At 62.0% G+C, this 17,782-nt stretch carries 16 protein-coding genes; 13 read left to right on the forward strand and 3 right to left on the reverse strand.

The window, feature by feature from the left end; all coding sequences use genetic code 11:
- Nucleotides 1-21 precede the first annotated feature (21 nt).
- Genes AACY44_RS17445 through trxA form a run of 3 tightly spaced genes read left to right on the forward strand, consistent with a single transcriptional unit; the run spans nucleotide 22 to nucleotide 2,060 of the window.
- Nucleotides 22-477 (forward strand): YbaY family lipoprotein, encoded by a 456-nt coding sequence (locus AACY44_RS17445; protein ID WP_339436991.1) that lies wholly within the window; start codon nucleotides 22-24, stop codon nucleotides 475-477.
- Entirely contained in the window at nucleotides 474-1,130 is a 657-nt protein-coding gene (locus AACY44_RS17450; RefSeq protein ID WP_339416993.1) for a class I SAM-dependent methyltransferase, read from the forward strand. The genes AACY44_RS17445 and AACY44_RS17450 overlap by 4 nt, the downstream gene beginning before the upstream one ends.
- Nucleotides 1,131-1,187: 57 nt before the next feature.
- On the forward strand, nucleotides 1,188-2,060 hold the full coding sequence (trxA, locus tag AACY44_RS17455; RefSeq protein ID WP_339530750.1) for a thioredoxin: 873 nt from the start codon (nucleotides 1,188-1,190) through the stop codon (nucleotides 2,058-2,060).
- On the opposite strand, the gene AACY44_RS17460 is transcribed toward trxA, so the two are convergent.
- Entirely contained in the window at nucleotides 2,057-2,398 is a 342-nt protein-coding gene (locus AACY44_RS17460) for a hypothetical protein (RefSeq protein ID WP_339416995.1), read from the reverse strand. The genes trxA and AACY44_RS17460 overlap by 4 nt on opposite strands.
- A 136-nt stretch (nucleotides 2,399-2,534) precedes the next feature.
- On the opposite strand from AACY44_RS17460, the gene AACY44_RS17465 reads away from it, so the two are divergent.
- The 5 genes from AACY44_RS17465 to AACY44_RS17485 all read left to right on the forward strand — a co-directional run bounded on the left by AACY44_RS17465 (nucleotide 2,535) and on the right by AACY44_RS17485 (nucleotide 6,651).
- Complete coding sequence (locus AACY44_RS17465; RefSeq protein ID WP_339436992.1) at nucleotides 2,535-3,128, forward strand: DUF2796 domain-containing protein; 594 nt, start codon at nucleotides 2,535-2,537, stop codon at nucleotides 3,126-3,128.
- Nucleotides 3,129-3,276: 148 nt separating this feature from the next.
- Nucleotides 3,277-3,987, forward strand: coding sequence for an ABC transporter ATP-binding protein (locus tag AACY44_RS17470; RefSeq protein ID WP_339416997.1), 711 nt, complete (start codon nucleotides 3,277-3,279; stop codon nucleotides 3,985-3,987).
- Between the two features lies 1 nt (nucleotide 3,988).
- On the forward strand, nucleotides 3,989-5,254 hold the full coding sequence (locus tag AACY44_RS17475; protein WP_339416998.1) for an ABC transporter permease: 1,266 nt from the start codon (nucleotides 3,989-3,991) through the stop codon (nucleotides 5,252-5,254).
- A gap of 91 nt (nucleotides 5,255-5,345) precedes the next feature.
- On the forward strand, nucleotides 5,346-5,858 hold the full coding sequence (locus AACY44_RS17480; protein ID WP_339416999.1) for a DUF3299 domain-containing protein: 513 nt from the start codon (nucleotides 5,346-5,348) through the stop codon (nucleotides 5,856-5,858).
- Between the two features lie 94 nt (nucleotides 5,859-5,952).
- The gene (locus AACY44_RS17485; RefSeq protein ID WP_339417000.1) at nucleotides 5,953-6,651 is read left to right on the forward strand and encodes an OmpW/AlkL family protein; all 699 of its coding nucleotides are present in this window, start codon (nucleotides 5,953-5,955) and stop codon (nucleotides 6,649-6,651) included.
- 77 nt (nucleotides 6,652-6,728) lie between these two features.
- Here the strand turns inward: AACY44_RS17485 and AACY44_RS17490 are convergent, their stop codons facing one another.
- Nucleotides 6,729-7,613: a sugar nucleotide-binding protein gene (locus AACY44_RS17490; protein ID WP_339417053.1), complete on the reverse strand. Its 885-nt coding sequence runs from the start codon at nucleotides 7,611-7,613 to the stop codon at nucleotides 6,729-6,731.
- Nucleotides 7,614-7,755: 142 nt separating this feature from the next.
- Between AACY44_RS17490 and AACY44_RS17495 the strand changes: the two genes are divergently transcribed.
- A complete protein-coding gene (locus tag AACY44_RS17495; RefSeq protein ID WP_339417001.1) occupies nucleotides 7,756-12,006 on the forward strand; it encodes a DEAD/DEAH box helicase in 4,251 nt (1,416 codons plus the stop codon).
- A gap of 41 nt (nucleotides 12,007-12,047) precedes the next feature.
- On the opposite strand, the gene AACY44_RS17500 is transcribed toward AACY44_RS17495, so the two are convergent.
- Nucleotides 12,048-14,153 (reverse strand): mechanosensitive ion channel family protein, encoded by a 2,106-nt coding sequence (locus AACY44_RS17500; RefSeq protein WP_339530753.1) that lies wholly within the window; start codon nucleotides 14,151-14,153, stop codon nucleotides 12,048-12,050.
- 177 nt (nucleotides 14,154-14,330) lie between these two features.
- Here AACY44_RS17500 and AACY44_RS17505 point away from each other — a divergent pair, with 177 nt between their 5' ends.
- Genes AACY44_RS17505 through AACY44_RS17520 form a run of 4 tightly spaced genes read left to right on the forward strand, consistent with a single transcriptional unit; the run spans nucleotide 14,331 to nucleotide 17,713 of the window.
- Nucleotides 14,331-14,735: a DUF72 domain-containing protein gene (locus AACY44_RS17505; RefSeq protein ID WP_339530755.1), complete on the forward strand. Its 405-nt coding sequence runs from the start codon at nucleotides 14,331-14,333 to the stop codon at nucleotides 14,733-14,735.
- Nucleotides 14,732-15,508, forward strand: a complete 777-nt coding sequence (locus tag AACY44_RS17510; protein ID WP_339417004.1) for an endonuclease/exonuclease/phosphatase family protein — start codon at nucleotides 14,732-14,734, stop codon at nucleotides 15,506-15,508. Before AACY44_RS17505 ends, AACY44_RS17510 begins: the two co-directional genes overlap by 4 nt.
- On the forward strand, nucleotides 15,505-16,767 hold the full coding sequence (gene clsB / locus AACY44_RS17515; protein ID WP_339457357.1) for a cardiolipin synthase ClsB: 1,263 nt from the start codon (nucleotides 15,505-15,507) through the stop codon (nucleotides 16,765-16,767). Before AACY44_RS17510 ends, clsB begins: the two co-directional genes overlap by 4 nt.
- On the forward strand, nucleotides 16,757-17,713 hold the full coding sequence (locus AACY44_RS17520; protein ID WP_339530757.1) for a lysylphosphatidylglycerol synthase domain-containing protein: 957 nt from the start codon (nucleotides 16,757-16,759) through the stop codon (nucleotides 17,711-17,713). The genes clsB and AACY44_RS17520 overlap by 11 nt, the downstream gene beginning before the upstream one ends.
- Nucleotides 17,714-17,782 lie beyond the last annotated feature (69 nt).

Genomic DNA, 17,782 nt, shown 5'->3' on the forward strand with positions numbered 1-17,782 from the left:
TTGTCCTTTCTGGAGCCGTACATGCAGTTACGACCACTTGTTTTGCTTACCCTCTTCAGTTTCCTGGTCGCCTGCAGCAGCGAAGCCCCAAAGCCGGCCGCACCTCAACCGACGCCAGCGCAAGAGAAAAAAGTCCCAGGGATTGAAGACATGGGCCCCCTGCCTGCCTATCAGCGGGAAATCAGCGGCAGCCTGACCAACGTACCGGCGGGTGCCGAAGTCGAGATGGCCTTGTTGGTCATCGACGACCGTTCGCGCCCGCAGCAACTGCTCGCCAGCAGTGTATTGAGCGGCAACGGCAAGCCCTTGGCCTTCCGCCTGCGCTACAACCCCGAAGCCTTCCCAGCCGGTGCGCGGGTTGAACTGCGTGGTCGCGCCAGCCAGTCCGGCGAGCTGATCCTGCACCTGCCCGCCGTGCTGATCACCCGGGCAATCACCCAGACCACCGGCCCCCTGCAACTCGTCAAGGCACCATGACGCCACCGCTGGACCTGCAAGCGGCGCTGAGCGAACTGATCGGCGACGCGCAATTGGTGCCCTGCCCGCTGCCGGGTACCGAGCTGTCTTTGTGGCTGCTGGACGCAGACAACATGGACCGCGCCTTCAGCCCCGAAGAAACCCGGCGCATCCTGCATGAACCGCCTTACTGGAGTTTTTGCTGGGCCAGTGGTTTGGCGCTGGCACGGTATCTGGCGGCGACTCCTGAATGGGTCGCCGGCAAGCGCGTGCTGGATTTTGGCGCGGGTTCCGGTGTGGCCGGGATTGCGGCGGCTAAAGCGGGCGCGCTGGAAGTAGTCGCCTGCGACCTGGACCCGCTGGCCTTGGCATCCTGCCGGGCGAATGCCGAGCTTAATGGTGTGGAACTGGGTTATTCGGCGGACTTTTTCGCCGAATCAGACCGCTTCGACCTGATCCTGGTGGCTGACGTGCTCTACGACCGGGCGAACCTGCCGCTGTTGGACCAGTTCCTGACCCGTGGCCGCGAAGCGTTGGTGGCGGATTCGCGGGTGCGGGACTTCCAGCACCCGGATTATCAACGGCTGGAGATTCTGGATGCGCTGACGTTGCCAGACTTGGCGGAGCCTTGGGAGTTTCGCAAGGTGAGCCTGTACCATTCGCGGCGCACTTGAGACCTTCGCGAGCAAGCCCTTATAGTTGCCCCATTCCCGCTTTATTCGAGACGCCCCATGAGTGAGCCCACGCCATACATCTTCGACGTTACTACTGCCACCTTCGACCAGGCAGTGATCCAGAACTCCTTCGAAAAACCCGTGCTGGTGGATTTCTGGGCCGAGTGGTGCGCGCCGTGCAAGGCGTTGATGCCGATGCTCGCGAAAGTTGCCGAGAGTTATCAGGGCGAGTTGCTGCTGGCCAAGGTTGATTGCGAGGCCGAGCAGGACATCGTCGCGCGTTTTGGCATTCAAAGCCTGCCGACGGTGGTGCTGTTCAAGGATGGCCAGCCGGTCGACGGTTTTGCCGGGGCGCAGCCGGAGTCGGCGGTGCGGGCGCTGTTGGAGCCGCATGTGCAGATGCCGCCGCCAGCTGCGGCGGACCCGTTGGAGCAGGCCCAGGCGCTGTTTGCCGAAGGTCGCATCAGTGATGCCGAAGCCCTGCTGGTCGCGCTGCTGGGCGAGGACAACACCAACGCCGCCGCACTGATCCTGTATGCACGCTGCCTGGCCGAGCGCGGTGAGTTGGGCGAAGCCCAGGCCGTGCTGGACGCCGTGAAAAGCGACGACCACAAAGCCGCCCTCGTTGGGGCCAAGGCGCAGATCACTTTCCTGCGCCAGGCTGCCGACCTGCCGGACGCCGCCGACTTGAAAAGCCGCCTGGCGCAAAACCCGCAGGACGACGAAGCGGCCTATCAACTGGCAATCCAGCAACTGGCGCGCCAGCAGTACGATGCGGCGCTGGAAGGTTTGCTCAAGCTGTTCATCCGCAACCGCAGCTACAACGAAGGCCTGCCGCACAAGACCTTGCTGCAGGTGTTCGAACTGCTGGGCAATGATCACCCGCTGGTGACCGTGTACCGCCGCAAGCTGTTTGCCGCGTTGTATTAATCGCCGACCCAACTGTACAGCGGCGTATCACCGCCGCTGGCCACTTTCACCTTGGCGCTATGGCGCAGGCGCACCAACAGGCGCTTGCCCGCCGAGGCGTCCCCCGCCAAGCCTTCCAACTGGTCGAGCAGTTCGAGGCCACTGAGTTGCCCGGCCTCGCGCAACAGATCCTGAGCGTTCTGCCACAGGTCATCGTTCTGTTTTATCGGCACAACTGGCGGCGTACTCTCTACTGGGGCGGCCTGCAATTGCGCGCCCAGGCGTGCCCAATCAGCGTCGTCCAGCTCCAGGGTCAAGTCCACCGGCAGGTCGCCGACGGTTCCACGAATTCGCAACATCGTCGTTACTCCTGCACATTTTCCGACAGGCATGCTCCCATGCGGCTTGCGCAACGCCAAGCAGCCGGTCAAACTCCCGGCCCTATTGTTATAAGATCACATAACAAAACTTTTATCTTCGCTCAGGAGTTTCACCATGCGCCGTCTGTTGCTTGCTTTGCCGTTTGCCCTGCTGCCACTGGCGGTCGCTTATGCTCACGACGATCACGACCATGAACACGGCAGCCTCGGCGCCCATGAACACGGCGTTGGTCGGCTCAACGCGGTGCTCGACGGCCAAGCCCTTGAACTTGAGCTGGACAGCCCGGCGATGAACCTGGTGGGTTTCGAACACGTGGCCACCAGCGCGGCGGACAAAGCTAAAGTCGCCGCTGCACGTAAACAGCTGGAAAACCCTGTCGCCCTGTTCAACTTGCCCAAGGCCGCCGGCTGCGTCGTCGGCAACCAGGAACTCAATAGCCCGTTGTTCGGCGACAAGCCCGAAGCCGACCATGATCATGATCATGATGATGACGCCAAAGACGGCGCCCACGAGCACCATCACGACCACAGCGAGATCCACGCCCACTACCAGTTCACCTGCGCCACGCCGACAGCCTTGAGCAATCTCGACCTGAGCCAAGTGTTCAAGACCTTCCCCGCCACCCAGAAAATTCAGGTACAACTGATCGGCCCGAGCGGCCAGCAAGGTGTTGAAGCGACGGCCACAGCAGCCACCCTGAAGTTCTGATTTGAAAATACGGTCAATGTGGGAGCTGGCTTGCCTGCGAACGGATGCCTCGGTATGTCTGGAACAACCGAGTCGCCCGCATCACAGGCAAGCCAGCGCCTACAAGGGATCGGCGCCATTTTCTACAACCAGGCAATACTGATTTAACATGACCCATGCATTGATCGAACTGTCTGACCTGGGCTTTAACTGGCCCGGGCAGCCACAGTTGCTGGACATCCCCGCTTTCCGCCTGGAAGCAGGAGAAACCCTGTTTCTGAAGGGCCCGAGTGGCAGTGGCAAAACCACGCTACTGGGCCTGCTCGGGGGCGTACAGAAACCCAGCCAGGGCAGCATCCGCCTGCTCGGCCAGGAGCTGACCGAACTGTCGGCCGGCGCCCGCGACCGCTTCCGTGTCGACCACACCGGCTACATCTTCCAGCAGTTCAACCTGCTGCCGTTCCTGTCGGTGCGCGAGAACGTCGAGTTGCCCTGCCACTTCTCCAAGCTGCGCGCGCAACGGGCGAAACAACGTCACGGCAGTGTCGACCGCGCCGCCGCGACCTTGCTGGCGCACCTGGGGTTGAAAGACAAAGACCTGCTGGAGCGCCGCGCCGACTCGCTGTCCATCGGCCAGCAACAACGGGTGGCCGCCGCTCGCGCGCTGATCGGTCAACCCGAGTTGGTGATCGCCGACGAGCCCACCTCGGCACTGGACTACGACGCCCGCGAAGCTTTCCTTCAGCTGTTGTTCGCTGAATGCCGCGAAGCCGGCGCCAGCCTGTTGTTTGTCAGCCATGACCAAAGTCTGGCCGCGCTGTTCGACCGCCACCTGTCGCTGGCCGAACTCAATCGCGCCGCCACGCCCGCAGAGGTTTGAGATGTATCTGTTCCGTCTAGCCATGGCCAGCCTGGCTAACCGCCGCTTTACCGCGATCCTCACCGCATTCGCCATCGCCCTGTCTGTGTGCCTGCTGCTGGCCGTGGAACGCGTCCGTGTCGAGGCGCGCAACAGTTTCGCCAGCACCATCAGCGGCACCGACCTGATCGTCGGCGCCCGCTCCGGCTCGGTGAACCTGCTGCTGTATTCGGTGTTTCGCATCGGCAATGCCACTAACAACATCCGTTGGGACAGCTACGAACACTTCGCCGCCAGCCCTCAGGTGAAATGGGCGATCCCGATTTCCTTGGGGGATTCCCACCGTGGCTACCGCGTGATGGGCACCAACGAGTCCTACTTCGAGCACTACCAATACGGTCGCAAGCAACACCTCGAACTGGCCAGCGGCCGCGCCTTCGCCACCGACCCGTTCGAAGTGGTGCTCGGCGCCGAAGTGGCTGACGCACTGCACTACAAACTCGGCGACAAACTGGTGCTGGCCCATGGCGTCGCGGTGGTCAGCCTGGTCAAGCACGATGACAAACCCTTCACCGTGGTCGGCATCCTCAAGCGCACCGGCACGCCGGTGGACCGCACGTTGCACATCAGCCTCGGCGGCATGGAGGCGATCCATATCGACTGGCACAACGGTGTGCCGGCTCAAGGCAAAGGCCGCATCAGCGCCGATCAAGCGCGCAACATGGACCTCACGCCGCAGGCCATTACCGCGTTCATGCTCGGGCTGAACAACAAGATTTCCACGTTCGCCCTGCAACGGGAGATCAACGAATTCCGTGGCGAGCCGATGCTGGCGATCCTGCCGGGCGTGGCGCTGCAAGAACTGTGGAGCATGATGGGCACCGCTGAAAAAGCGCTGTTCGTGATCTCGCTGTTCGTGGTGCTGACCGGCTTGATCGGCATGCTCACGGCGATCCTCACCAGCCTCAACGAGCGCCGTCGCGAAATGGCGATCCTGCGCTCAGTGGGCGCACGGCCGTGGCATATTGCAACCTTGCTGATCGTGGAAGCCTTCGCCCTGGCGCTGTCCGGCGTGATCGCAGGCGTGGGCCTGCTGTACGTGTGCATCGCCGCCTCGCGCGGTTACCTGCAGGCCAATTACGGCCTGGACCTGCCCATGTCGTGGCCCAGCGAATATGAATGGACGCTGCTCGCCGGTATCCTGGCCGCCGCGCTGTTGATGGGCAGCGTGCCCGCGTGGCGCGCCTATCGACAATCACTGGCCGACGGCCTGTCGATTAGGCTGTAGAACAGCCGCTGCAAGTTTCAAGCGTTAAGCTGCAAGCGAATCGGCTTTAACTTAAAGCTTGCGGCTTCTAGCTACCTACTGAGGAGTTTTAATGCGTCGCGCCCTCGCTGCACTGTTTTTGCTGGTGGCCCTGCCCGCCTGGGCCGCCGAGCCCAAGGAACTGACTTGGTCGGAGCTGATCCCGCCGGATGCCATGCCCGAAGTGCCCAATATGCAGCCGCTGCACAACCTGTCCGGCATGGCGGATGCACTGGAGTCGGCGCCGGCGGCCAAGCAGGAAATGCCCCACGCGCCTGTGGTGCAAAGCCTTGATGGCAAGCACATCCGCCTGCCCGGTTATATCGTGCCGTTGGAAGTCGGCGAAAACGGCCGCACCACTGAATTCTTGCTGGTGCCGTATTTCGGCGCGTGCATCCACGTTCCGCCACCGCCGTCGAACCAGATCGTGCACGTTAAAAGTGAAGTCGGCGTGAAGCTCGATGAACTGTATCAACCGTACTGGATCGAAGGCGCGATGCGGGTCAAACCGTCCACCAGCGAACTGGCCGACGCCGGTTACCAGATGGATGCCGAGAAGATTTACATCTACGAGCTGCCGGAGTAACGCTGATCGCGCTTTCGTTGAGCTGAGTCAAAAGATTGAGCGGAACGATCTTTACCATTGGACGTACAACTTTTAACGTCCTTTTGGAGCTCCCATGAACAAGTCTCTGCTCGGCGCGTCCCTCTTCGCGCTCGCCCTCGTTGCCCCTGTCGCACACGCTCACGAAGCGGGCGACATTCTGGTTCGCGCCGGTGCAATCACCGTGAATCCGAAGGCTGACAGCAGCACCGTCAAAGTTGACCAGGGCCCATTGGCCGGCACCAACCTGGGCGGCAAGGCGACCATGAGCAGCGATACCCAACTGGGCTTGAACTTTGCCTACATGCTGACCAACCACGTGGGTATCGAACTGCTGGCCGCCACACCGTTCGAGCACGACGTGAAGATCAAAGGCACCGCCCTGGGCGCCGCAAACGGCAAGCTTGGTACCCTGAAACACCTGCCGCCAACCCTGAGCGTCGTGTACTACCCGCTGGATAACAAATCGGCCTTCCAACCTTACGTAGGCGCCGGTATCAACTACACCTGGATCTACGACGAGCACGTCGGCAGCCGTGCCCAAGGCGCAGGTTTCAGCAACTTCAAGGCTGAAAACTCCTGGGGCTGGGCCGCACAGATCGGCGCGGACTACATGATCAACGACAAGTGGATGATCAACGCCCAGGCGCGCTACATCGACATCAGCACCAAGGCCACCGTGGAAAACAACGCCGTGGCACCTGGCACGCGTGCCAAGGTCAATGTGGACGTTGACCCAATGGTTTACATGGTGGGTATTGGCTACAAGTTCTAATCCCGACCTAAGCAACACTGCATAACCAAATGTGGGAGCGGCGCACCGCCGCTCCCACATTTTGGTTTTGCGTGTATTCAGTTGTGCCGGTAGAAGCGATCCAGCAACGCCGGCAGCCCCGCCCGCCATGCCCGTGGCTTGATGCCAAAGGTATGGAGGATTTTCTTGCAGGCGAGCACCGCGTGTTGCGGTTCTTCACTTGCATCCGGCCGGGCCGCATGGGCCTGGGCGGTGGGGGATTCGATCGCCAACGGATGAAAATTGCGCGCTTCAGTGAGAATCGCCTGGCCCAGCGCCAACGGCGTGGTCGCCTCATGGCCGGCGTAGTGGTAAGTGCCCCACAACGGCGCCGCGCAATCGAGTTGCTTGAGCACCGAAATGATCACCCGCGCCGCATCGTCCACTGGCGTCGGGTTGCCGCGCCGGTCGTCAGCCATCAGTAATTCATCGGTTTTTTCGGCCCGGGCCAGGAAGCGCCCGAGGGTGCCGTCGACGCTGTCATCCAGCAGCCAACCAAACCGCAGCAACACATGTTGCGGGCAAGTGGCGCGCACGCTTTGTTCGATACGCCACAACGCCTGGCCGCGCAGGCCCAGGGGCACCGGCTCGTCTTTTTCGCTGTAAGCGGTGGCGCGAGAGCCATCGAACACGCGGTAGCTGGACGGTTGCAGCAAGGTGATGTTGTGGTGCTGGCACAGCTCGGCCAGACGCTCGATAGCGAACTCTTGGGAGGCCAGGCGGGTTTCGCTGACCGCTTCGGCCTGGAACCAGTCGAAATAGTAGGCGAGGTTGATCAACGCATCGGGACGGGTGTCGTCGAGCAATTGGGTGAGGCTCGCGGCATCCCAGCCGTCTTGGGGCGGTTTGGGTGCGAGGAAACCAATGTCTTCCTCTGCACCGAGGCGAATCAGCGCCTGCCCGAGGGCATTCCCGCCGCCCAGTAACATAAGGCGCATTCGCATAGATTGAGCAGGCCCGGTCTGGTTGGAACGAAGGTTATTCATGTATTTGTCAGAATCGTTGCATTTTGCGGGTTCGTAGCGCAACCGTCACGGACAAACTGCGCGATTGCAACTTGTTGGAGCGGGCGGTATCAATCACTCCATGAACCTTCCTGAATCCACCGACAGCGCGTTGCACGGCTTCCACCCCGCCGTCAGCGCCTGGTTCCGCAGCACCTTCCCTTCGGTGACAAGCGCCCAGGCCCAGGCATGGCCGCTGATCCGCCAGCGCCAATCGACGCTGATCGCCGCGCCCACCGGCTCCGGCAAGACGCTCACAGCCTTTTTGGCGGTGCTGGATGACTTGGTCCAGCAAGGCTTGGCGCACGGCGGGCAACTGCCGGACGAAACCCTGGTGGTCTACGTGTCGCCGCTGAAGGCGCTGTCCAATGACATCCAGATCAACCTGCAGAATCCGCTTGCCGGAATCACTCAGCACTTGCAGAGCCAGGGCCTGCCGCCGCTGGTGATCCGCACCGCCGTGCGCACGGGCGACACCCCGCAAAAAGACCGCGTGCAGATGCGCAAGCGCCCGCCGCACATTCTGGTGACCACTCCGGAATCGCTCTACGTGCTGCTGGGGTCGGACTCCGGGCGGCAAATGCTCGCCCGCACGCGCACGGTGATCGTCGATGAAATCCACGCTATCGCGGCCGGCAAACGTGGCAGCCACTTGGCGTTGAGCCTGGAGCGCCTGCAAGGTCTGTGCGCCGAACCACTGACACGCATTGGCTTGTCGGCCACGCAAAAGCCCATCGACGCGGTGTCACGTTTTCTCGTGGGCACCGGCCGCCACTGCGCGATTGTGGATATCGGCCACGCCCGCCCCCGCGACCTGGATATCGAAGTACCGCCAGTGCCGCTCTCGGCAGTAATGGCCAACGATGTGTGGGAACGGGTCTACGACCGCCTCGCCGAATTGGCCCGCGAGCACCGCACCACGCTGGTGTTCGTCAACACCCGCCGCCTGGCAGAACGCCTGGCCCGGCATTTGAGCGAACGCCTGGGCAAAAGCGCCGTGGCCGCGCACCACGGCAGCCTGGCCAAGGAAATGCGCCTGGACGCCGAACAACGACTCAAGGCCGGTGAGCTGCAAGTGCTGATCGCCACCGCGTCCCTGGAGCTGGGGATTGATATCGGCGACGTGGATTTGGTCTGTCAGATCGGCTCGCCCGGCTCCATCAACGGCTTTCTGCAAAGAGTGGGACGCTCCGGCCACCAGGTCGGCGGCACGCCCAAAGGGCGCTTGTTCGCCACCACACGCGACGACTTGATCGAATGCGCCGCGCTGCTCGATTGCGTACGCCGGGGTGAGCTGGACACCTTGCACATACCGGTCGCGCCGTTGGACGTGCTGGCCCAACAGATCATCGCCGAGGTCAGCGCCCAGGAATGGTCGGAGCAGGCCTTGCTCGACCTTATCCGCCGCGCCGCGCCCTATGCCGAGCTGGATGAACGCCATTACCAAGCGCTGCTGCAGATGCTCAGCGACGGCTACAACGGTCGCCAGGGCATCCGTAGCGCCTACCTGCACCGCGACGCCCTGAGCCGCACCTTGCGCGGTCGGCGCGGCGCCAGACTCACTGCCGTGACCAGCGGCGGCACCATCCCCGACAATGCCGACTACAGCGTGTTGCTCGAACCCCAAAGCCTGAACATCGGCAGCGTCAACGAAGACTTTGCGGTGGAAAGCATCGCCGGGGATATCTTCCAGCTCGGCAATACGTCCTACCGAATCCTGCGGGTCGACGCCGGCAAGGTGCGCGTCGAGGATGCCCATGGCCAGCCGCCGACCATTCCGTTCTGGCTCGGCGAAGCGCCCGGGCGCAGCAACGAATTGTCGGCGGCGGTGGCGCGTTTGCAGGGCCAATTGGACGCGCTGCTCAGCGCCACGTCCGGCAACCTGCAAGCCGCGCAAGACTGGCTCACCGAAACCCTCGGCCTGAACCGCGCCAGCGCCGAACAAATCCTCGATTACCTGGCGCGCACACGCTTGGCCCTGAGCGCCCTGCCGTCCCAGGACACGTTGATCATGGAGCGTTTCTTCGACGCGTCTGGCGGCACCCAACTGATCATCCACACGCCGTTCGGCAGCCGCGTCAACCGCGCCTGGGGCCTGGCCTTGCGCAAGCGTTTTTGCCGCACCTTCAATTTCGAATTGCAGGCCGCCGCCAGCGAAAATGCGATCGTGCTGTCGCTGTCCACCAGCCACAGTTTCGAGCTGGACGCGGTGTGGCGCTACCTCAACAGCCACAGCGCCGAACATATCCTGATCCAGGCCGTGCTGGAGGCGCCGCTCTTCGGCGTGCGCTGGCGCTGGAATGCCGGTGTGGCGCTGGCATTGCCGCGCTTTACCGGCGGGCGCAAGGTGGCGCCGCAGATCCAGCGCATGAAAAGCGAAGACCTGATCGCCAGTGTGTTTCCCGACCAGATCGCCTGCCTGGAAAACCTCGCCGGCGAGCGCGAAGTGCCTGAACACCCGCTGGTCGAGCAAACCCTCGACGACTGCCTTCACGAAGCCATGGACAGCGACGCCTGGCTGGCCCTGCTGCGGCGCATGGAGCACGGCGACGTGCGCCTGATCAGCCGCGACTTGCCAGCGCCCTCGCCGATGGCCGCCGAAATCCTCAGTGCGCGGCCCTACACCTTTCTTGACGATGCGCCACTGGAAGAGCGCCGAACCCAGGCCGTGCTCAACCGACGCTGGAGCGACCCGCAAAGTACCGACGACCTAGGGGCGCTGGATGCTGACGCTATTGCTGGCGTGCGCGAAGAAGCCTGGCCGGCGCCCAACGGGCTGGATGAAATGCACGAGGCGTTGATGAGTCTGGCGTGTATCGCCGCCAGCGAAGTCACGCCGCAATGGGCGCAATGGTTGCACGCCTTGGCCAAGAGCGGCCGCGCCTTTCAATTGCACAATGACCTGTGGGTCGCCGTTGAACGCTTGAGTTGCTTGCAGGCAATCTTCCCCAACGACTTGCCGCTGTTACCTGGTTTCGATGAGCCCTGGACCTTTGATGAGGCCGTGGTGGAAGTGCTGCGCGCACGCCTCGGTGGGTTCGGCCCGCTGAGCCTGAGCGAGATCGCCGCGCCCCTGGCCTTGCGAGAATCTGATGGGGTCCAGGCGCTGGCCCGCCTGGAGCAGGAAGGCTATGTATTACGCGGCCATTTCAGCCCCGCTGCCACTGAGGAGCAATGGTGCGAACGCCACCTGCTGGCGCGTATTCATCGCTATACGGTCAAGCGCTTGCGCCGGGAAATCGAGCCGGTGGCACTGCAGGATTTCATGCGTTTTCTGTTCGATTGGCAGCACCTGTCCGACGGCACACGCGGTCAGGGCAGCGCGATGTTGCCGCAGATCGTTGCGCAGTTTGAAGGGTATGCCGCCGCCACATCCGCCTGGGACAGCGACCTGCTCAGCGCACGGCTCAAGGATTACTCCTCCACCTGGCTCGATGACCTGTGCCGCAGCGGCAAACTGGTGTGGACGCGCTTGAGCAACAAACCCGGCGCCATGGCATTACGCAGTACGCCAGTGGTGTTGCTGCCCCGCAGCCAGGTGGGACTGTGGAGCGGACTGACCGAACTCACCGACGCCACCACGCTGTCACCCAAGGCGCAGAAGGTGCATCAAGCCCTGCGCGACCACGGCGCGCTGTTTTTTGATGAGCTGGTGCACGAGGCCCACTTGCTGCGCAGCGAACTGGAAAGCGCCTTGCAGGAACTGGTCGGCGCCGGGCTGGTAAACGCCGACAGCTTCGCCGGCCTGCGCGCCCTGACCACGCCCGCCAGCAAACGCCAGGCGCGCAGCAGTCGGCGTGGGCGCGGCGCGTTTATCGGCGGCATGGACGACGCCGGGCGCTGGGCCTTGGTGCGGCGTTCACCCACCGCCGCCGGCGCGCATTCGGCCGAGACGCTGGAGCATGTGGCAATGACCTTGCTGCGCCGCTATGGCGTGGTGTTCTGGCGCTTGCTCGAGCGTGAGGCGGATTGGCTACCAAGCTGGCGCGAGTTGCTGCGCACTTTTCATCGGCTGGAAGCACGCGGGGAGATTCGCGGGGGGCGATTTGTCAGTGGGTTGGCGGGGGAACAGTTTGCGTTGCCGGAGGCGATCCCGTTGCTGCGTGAAGTGCGACGTCGGGCCCATGACGGCAGTTTGATTGTTGTGTGTGGGCCTGATCCGCTGAACCTGGTGGGCACGTTGTTGCCGGGCACCAAGGTGCCGGCCTTGAGTGGTAATCGAATTGTGTATCGGGACGGGTTGCCGGCGGCGGTGATGGTCGCGGGCAAGCAGCAGGTGTTGTTGGAGGTGGATCAGGTGGCGGTGCAGAATAAACTGATTAAGCGTCCGTAACTTAGCAGCTGTCGAGCGCCAGCTGCTACGGGTTGTGAAGGTCACTGAGCCCGAGGCGGCTCCGTGACCACCACCGAAGCCGGCACCTCTGCATCAGGTTCATCCGCCAGCAGCGCACGCTTGGGCAACAAAATCTGCTGTGGATAAGTCTGCGCGAAGTGCACCTCGTCACAATTATCCACACGCTTTTTCAGCCGCTGGTTAAACGCGCGACTCACCGCGTATTGCCCGCCCGAGACCGTGCGGAACTGCGCCGTCAGCACCACGCCGTTGAGGTCCATCTTGTCGACACCAAACACCTCCAGCGGGCCTTGCAGGTTGTACTTGAGGAACACATCGTCGCGAATCGATTGCCCGGCCTCGCGGATCAATTCCAGCGCCTTGTCCACGTCCGTGTCGTAGGTGAACTGCACTGAGAAGAATGCATAGGCAAACTGCCGCGACTGGTTGGTAACCGCCTTGATCTGCCCGAACGGCACCGAATGCACAAACCCCTTGCCGTCGCGCAGGCGCAGGGTGCGGATGGTCAGGCCTTCGACAGTGCCGGCGTGGCCGGAGTCGAGCACCACCCAGTCGCCGATGGACAGGGTGTCTTCAATGATGATGAACAGCCCGGTGATCACATCCTGCACCAACTGCTGGGAACCAAAACCGATAGCCAGGCCGACCACGCCGGCACCGGCCAGCAGCGGTGCGACGTTGATGCCGAGGTTGGCCATGGTGGTGATTGCGCAAATCACCACCAGGATGATTTTCACCGCGTTGCGCACCAGCGGCAGGATGGTTTTCACCCGGGTACTGGGCTGGCGGCTCGAGCGATCGTTGACCGGCGGTTTCAGCGCTTCCTGAATCGCCGTATCCAGGACCACCCAGAACAACCCGGTCATCAGCAGGATCAAGCCAATGCTGCTGAGGGAATCGCTGATCGCCCGACCGATCGAGTTGCGCTCGGCGAATTCAAACAGCGAGACACCCCAGATACGCCCAAGGACTTCAATAAACCCGAGCGCCATCGCAATGCGCAAGATCGCGTGCAGCAAGCTGAGGAAACGCTCCTTGTAAGCACTGCTGCGCTGGATCGCCACTTGGCTGCGCGACTTGAACAGGTGTTGCAGCACAGTGCTCAGGAACACCGTGCCGATTAGCAAAATGGTGGTGAGCAGCGCGCAGCGCAGGGCTTTCTGGTTATCGTCCCCGGCGCCGATCAGGTTTATCGCCGAAACCAGCACCATCAGCAGGATCGGCCAGTACCAGAGCCCGGAAAATATCCGCAGCGATTGTTGCAACGCCGGGTGTTTAAGGCGCTGGGTCAGCGCCTGATTACGGATCAAGTGCGCGACCGGGCGACGCAGGCGAATCACCAGCATGCCGAAGGTTACCGCCGCAAACAGGCCGGTAAACATCGCAATGCCGCTGGTGATATTGCCGCCGAACTGGCGGGCGATCTGCGGGCTGGTCAGCGCATCGCTGAGGGCGGCGAGGAACCCGATCATGAACATCGGCTTTGGGCAGTAATCGCGGATGATCTGCACGGCCATGCGTTTATGCCCGACGTCAAACATAACGATCACGCACAACAGGATGGACGTGGAGAAGATGCCGCTACTGGTCGCATAGGCAAAACACAACGCCAGCGCCCGGCCGATGGAGGTCGGCAAAAAGTGACTGACGTAAAGCGTCAGCGGCAGACAGATCACGGCCGGGATCGTGTAGGGCACTAAATAACCGAGTACGCCTTGCAAGCGTCCGCGCCGATGGACAAAGGGACGTTGGCTGACACGCCTGACCAGCCTGCGCCCCAGTAAGGTCAACAGCGCGAAGGCGCCGATCCAGACGCCGGACAACAGCAGGAAGTCCCCGGCCACGCTCCATGGCGAGCGGTCCGAGGGACGGTTGACCAGGCGCCCCACCTCATTGGCCGCACGGTCGGCGCGCAGGCGCCAAGCGTCAAGGAGGTTCTGGTTGAGATCAAGCTTGTCCTGCACATCAACGATGCTGGAGCTGATGGCCCCGAGCAGGCCGCCCTCGACCAGAATTTCCGGCTTGGCCGGCGTTTCGGCTTCAGGCGCGGCCGCCGCGGCGTGCACTGCGCCGCTGCCGCAAAACAGCAGCGCGCCGAGCAGTAATGCAGTCTTTGAATTCAGCAAAACACCGGGCTCCTTGAGGTAGGTCTGTAACGAGCTGACGGGTTTTGGCGCTGATCGTTCCCGTCTAAAACGAAATGCGCTGGGGCGTGCCGTCCGTAAGGCGCTGGAAACTTTCTCGCAAATCCCACAGTCATCCCTCCATGGAGGTCATTCGACCCATTAACCACGGGAGCAACCATGTCCGCGATTCATATCGGCATTTCCGGCTGGCGCTACACGCCTTGGCGGGGGGGCTTCTACCCCGAGGGGCTGACCCAGAAACGTGAGTTGCAGTTTGCGTCACGGGCGGTCAACAGCATTGAGATCAATGGTTCGTTCTACGCGCTGCAAACGTCGCAGCGCTACGCCCAATGGTACGCCGATACGCCAGACCGAATCGAGTGCTGGCGCCACGGCAAACAACCGTCAGACGCCCACCTGATGGACCCGAAACGCAAGCCGCGCGACGTGTTCTGCTTCTTCGACAACGACATCAAGGTGCGCGCGCCCTTCGATACGCGCCAATTGCTACAGCGCTTCGAGCGGGATAAAGCAATGACCACTGAGCCCGGCAAACTACCAGAATTGGGGGTGCTGCCATGACTCATCCGGAATTGATTCCCGTGACGCCCACCGCCGCCATCACGCGCTTCACCGTGCTGACGGTCAATATCCACAAGGGTTTCACTGCCTTGAATCGACGCTTCATCTTGCCCGAGCTGCGTGAAGCAGTACGCAGCGTGGGCGCCGACATGGTGTTCCTGCAAGAAATTCACGGCACCCATGAGCGCCACCCCCAGCGCTTCAGCGACTGGCCGAACATGCCGCAGTACGAGTTCCTCGCTGACAGCATCTGGCCGCAGTTTGCTTACGGGCGCAATGCGGTCTACCCCCACGGCGATCACGGCAATGCGTTGCTGTCGAAATTCCAGATCGTGCGCTACGACAACCTCGATATCTCGCAAAGCGGCCATGAAAACCGTGGCCTTTTGCATTGCGTGATGCGCCTGCCGGGCACCGGCCAAGAGGTGCATGCGATCTGCATTCACTTGGGGCTGCGCGAAGTGCACCGCCAGCAGCAATTGCGCTTGATCGAACAGCGCATCAGCGAAATTCCTGCCGACGCGCCGCTGCTGGTTGCCGGTGATTTCAACGATTGGCGCCAAAAGGCCGACCTGAGCCAGAGCGGCCTAAAAGAAGTATTCATCGAAACCCAGGGCAAACCCGCGCGCACCTTCCCGGCGCGCTTGCCTCTGCTGCCGCTGGACCGGATTTATGTGCGCAATTTGAAGGTGCATAACCCCCGAGTACTGACGACACGGCCCTGGTCCCATCTATCAGACCATGTCCCCCTGTCAGTGGAGATTGAGCTATGAACGTCGCCGTAGAACATATTTCCACCGACCAGCCGCCGGACCAAGCCAAGGCACGTGACCTGGATTACGGCTGGCAGAGTGGCAACCAGGTCCAATTGCTGGAGAACGGCGAAGCGTACTTCCCTGAGGTGTTCACTGCACTGCGCGAAGCCCGGCGCGAGATTCTGCTGGAGACCTTCATTCTCTTCGAAGACAAAGTGGGCCATGAGCTGCATGGCATCCTGATCGAGGCGGCGCGCCGTGGGGTCAACGTAGTGGTCAGCCTGGATGGCTTTGGCTGTGGCGAACTGAGCCCGTCGTTTCTCGGCGAGCTGGCCGCGGCCGGCGTTGCGGTGCAGATGTTCGACCCCGCGCCAAAGACCCTGGGCATTCGCACCAATTGGTTTCGCCGCCTGCACCGCAAGATCGTGGTAGTGGACGCGGAGGTGGCCTTCATCGGCGGAATCAATTTCTCCGCCGACCACCTGGGCGATTACGGTCCCGAGGCCAAGCAGGATTACGCGGTGAAGGTGATCGGCCCGGCGGTAGCGGACTTGCATCATTTCGCCTTGGCCCAAAGCGGCCGCCAAGTACGCACGCGACGCGGTTGGCGACGACGCCAGCAGCGGCCGCAGATCTGGTCGACCGATAAGGGCGATGGCCAGGTGCGCCTGATTTACCGCGACAACGCGCAGCATCGCGATGACATCGAAGAAGCGTATATCCACGCCTTGAGCAAAGCCCAGACACGCGCGGTGATCGCCAACGCCTACTTCTTCCCCGGCTACCGCCTGCTGCGGGAAATCCGCAACGCCGCGCGCCGTGGCGTGCACGTGCAATTGATCATGCAGGGCCAGCCCGATGTACTGCTGGCCAAGCTGGCGGCGCGCATGCTCTACGACTATTTGCTCAAGGACGGCGTGGTGATCCACGAGTATTGCCAGCGCCCACTGCACGGCAAAGTCGCACTGGTGGATGACGAATGGAGCACGGTGGGGTCGAGCAATCTGGACCCATTGAGCTTGTCGCTGAACCTGGAAGCCAACGTGTTGATTCGCGACCGTGCGTTCAATCAACAGCTGTATGAACGACTGGAAGCCCTGGCAAAAAACCACTGCCAGACCATGCCGGAAAAACGCAAGCCGCGCCTGTGGCTGTGGCGTTTGACCGTGGGTTTCCTGGTGTTCCATGTGATGCGCCACTTTCCTGCACTCACCGGCTGGTTGCCCGCGCACAAGCCGCGTTTGAAACCTTTTGAGGCTCAGCGCCATGACGTCTGAAACCAAAGGCTCGCAGTTCAAACGCTGGAAGAAGCCGCTGACCATCGTCTTCTTCTTGCTGCTGATTGCGCTGTTCACCCTGCTCGCGCGGCGCATCGATTGGAGCGAAGTGGTTCAGACCCTGGGCGACTTCAAAGTGCGCACGCTGGTGATCGCCAGCGCACTGACGTTATGCAGCTTTCTGGTCTACGCCAGCTTTGACCTGATCGGCCGAACGTACATTCGCCAGCCCCTGGGGTGGAAGCAAATCCTGCCAGTGGGGATCATCAGCTATGCCTTCAACCTCAACTTGAGCGCCTGGGTGGGCGGCATCGCCATGCGCTATCGACTGTATTCGCGCTTGGGGGTGAGCACAGGCAATATCGCCAAGATCCTCGGTCTGAGCCTGGCGACCAATTGGTTTGGCTATATGGCGATAGCCGGCGTGGTTTTCAGCAGCGGCCTCGTCACGATGCCACCAGGCTGGAAGGTCAGCACCACGGCATTGCAAGGCATTGGCGCGTTGTTGGTACTGGCCAGCCTGGGTTACCTGGTGGCCTGCCAGTTTTCGAAAAAGCGTGCGTGGACGATTCGCGGCATGGAAATCAACCTGCCGTCGCTGCGTATGGCGTGTTTGCAACTGATGTTGGGCGCGTTGAACTGGTCGCTGATGGCGGCGGTGATTTTCACGTTGCTGCCGGCCAAACTGGATTATCCGCTGGTGTTGGGGGTGTTGCTGATCAGCGCGATTGCTGGCGTGCTCACCCACATCCCGGCTGGGCTTGGGGTGCTGGAGGCGGTGTTTATCGCGCTGTTGCAGCATGAAGCGTCGCGGGGCAGTTTGCTGGCGGGGTTGATTGCGTATCGGGCGATCTACTTCATCTTGCCGCTGCTGATCGCTCTGGTGATGTACCTTGGCGTAGAGGCCAAGGCCAAGGCGTTGCGGGTGAAGAAAGCACCGGCTTAAGACTGTAGTGACTGGTCGACCGCCTTCGCGAGCAAGCCCGCTCCCCCGTTTAATCGTGTACATCCTTTG

The organism is Pseudomonas sp. RA_15y_Pfl1_P11, assembly GCF_963970975.1.
In the GTDB taxonomy this organism is placed as follows: domain Bacteria; phylum Pseudomonadota; class Gammaproteobacteria; order Pseudomonadales; family Pseudomonadaceae; genus Aquipseudomonas; species Aquipseudomonas tritici.

Coding starts and splice junctions, on each gene's coding strand:
- AACY44_RS17445 (WP_339436991.1), top strand. CDS start 22: ATGCAGTTACGACCACTTGTTTTGCTTACCCTCTTCAGTTTCCTGGTC.
- AACY44_RS17450 (WP_339416993.1), top strand. CDS start 474: ATGACGCCACCGCTGGACCTGCAAGCGGCGCTGAGCGAACTGATCGGC.
- trxA (WP_339530750.1), top strand. CDS start 1,188: ATGAGTGAGCCCACGCCATACATCTTCGACGTTACTACTGCCACCTTC.
- AACY44_RS17460 (WP_339416995.1), bottom strand. CDS start 2,398: ATGTTGCGAATTCGTGGAACCGTCGGCGACCTGCCGGTGGACTTGACC.
- AACY44_RS17465 (WP_339436992.1), top strand. CDS start 2,535: ATGCGCCGTCTGTTGCTTGCTTTGCCGTTTGCCCTGCTGCCACTGGCG.
- AACY44_RS17470 (WP_339416997.1), top strand. CDS start 3,277: ATGACCCATGCATTGATCGAACTGTCTGACCTGGGCTTTAACTGGCCC.
- AACY44_RS17475 (WP_339416998.1), top strand. CDS start 3,989: ATGTATCTGTTCCGTCTAGCCATGGCCAGCCTGGCTAACCGCCGCTTT.
- AACY44_RS17480 (WP_339416999.1), top strand. CDS start 5,346: ATGCGTCGCGCCCTCGCTGCACTGTTTTTGCTGGTGGCCCTGCCCGCC.
- AACY44_RS17485 (WP_339417000.1), top strand. CDS start 5,953: ATGAACAAGTCTCTGCTCGGCGCGTCCCTCTTCGCGCTCGCCCTCGTT.
- AACY44_RS17490 (WP_339417053.1), bottom strand. CDS start 7,613: ATGCGAATGCGCCTTATGTTACTGGGCGGCGGGAATGCCCTCGGGCAG.
- AACY44_RS17495 (WP_339417001.1), top strand. CDS start 7,756: ATGAACCTTCCTGAATCCACCGACAGCGCGTTGCACGGCTTCCACCCC.
- AACY44_RS17505 (WP_339530755.1), top strand. CDS start 14,331: ATGTCCGCGATTCATATCGGCATTTCCGGCTGGCGCTACACGCCTTGG.
- AACY44_RS17510 (WP_339417004.1), top strand. CDS start 14,732: ATGACTCATCCGGAATTGATTCCCGTGACGCCCACCGCCGCCATCACG.
- clsB (WP_339457357.1), top strand. CDS start 15,505: ATGAACGTCGCCGTAGAACATATTTCCACCGACCAGCCGCCGGACCAA.
- AACY44_RS17520 (WP_339530757.1), top strand. CDS start 16,757: ATGACGTCTGAAACCAAAGGCTCGCAGTTCAAACGCTGGAAGAAGCCG.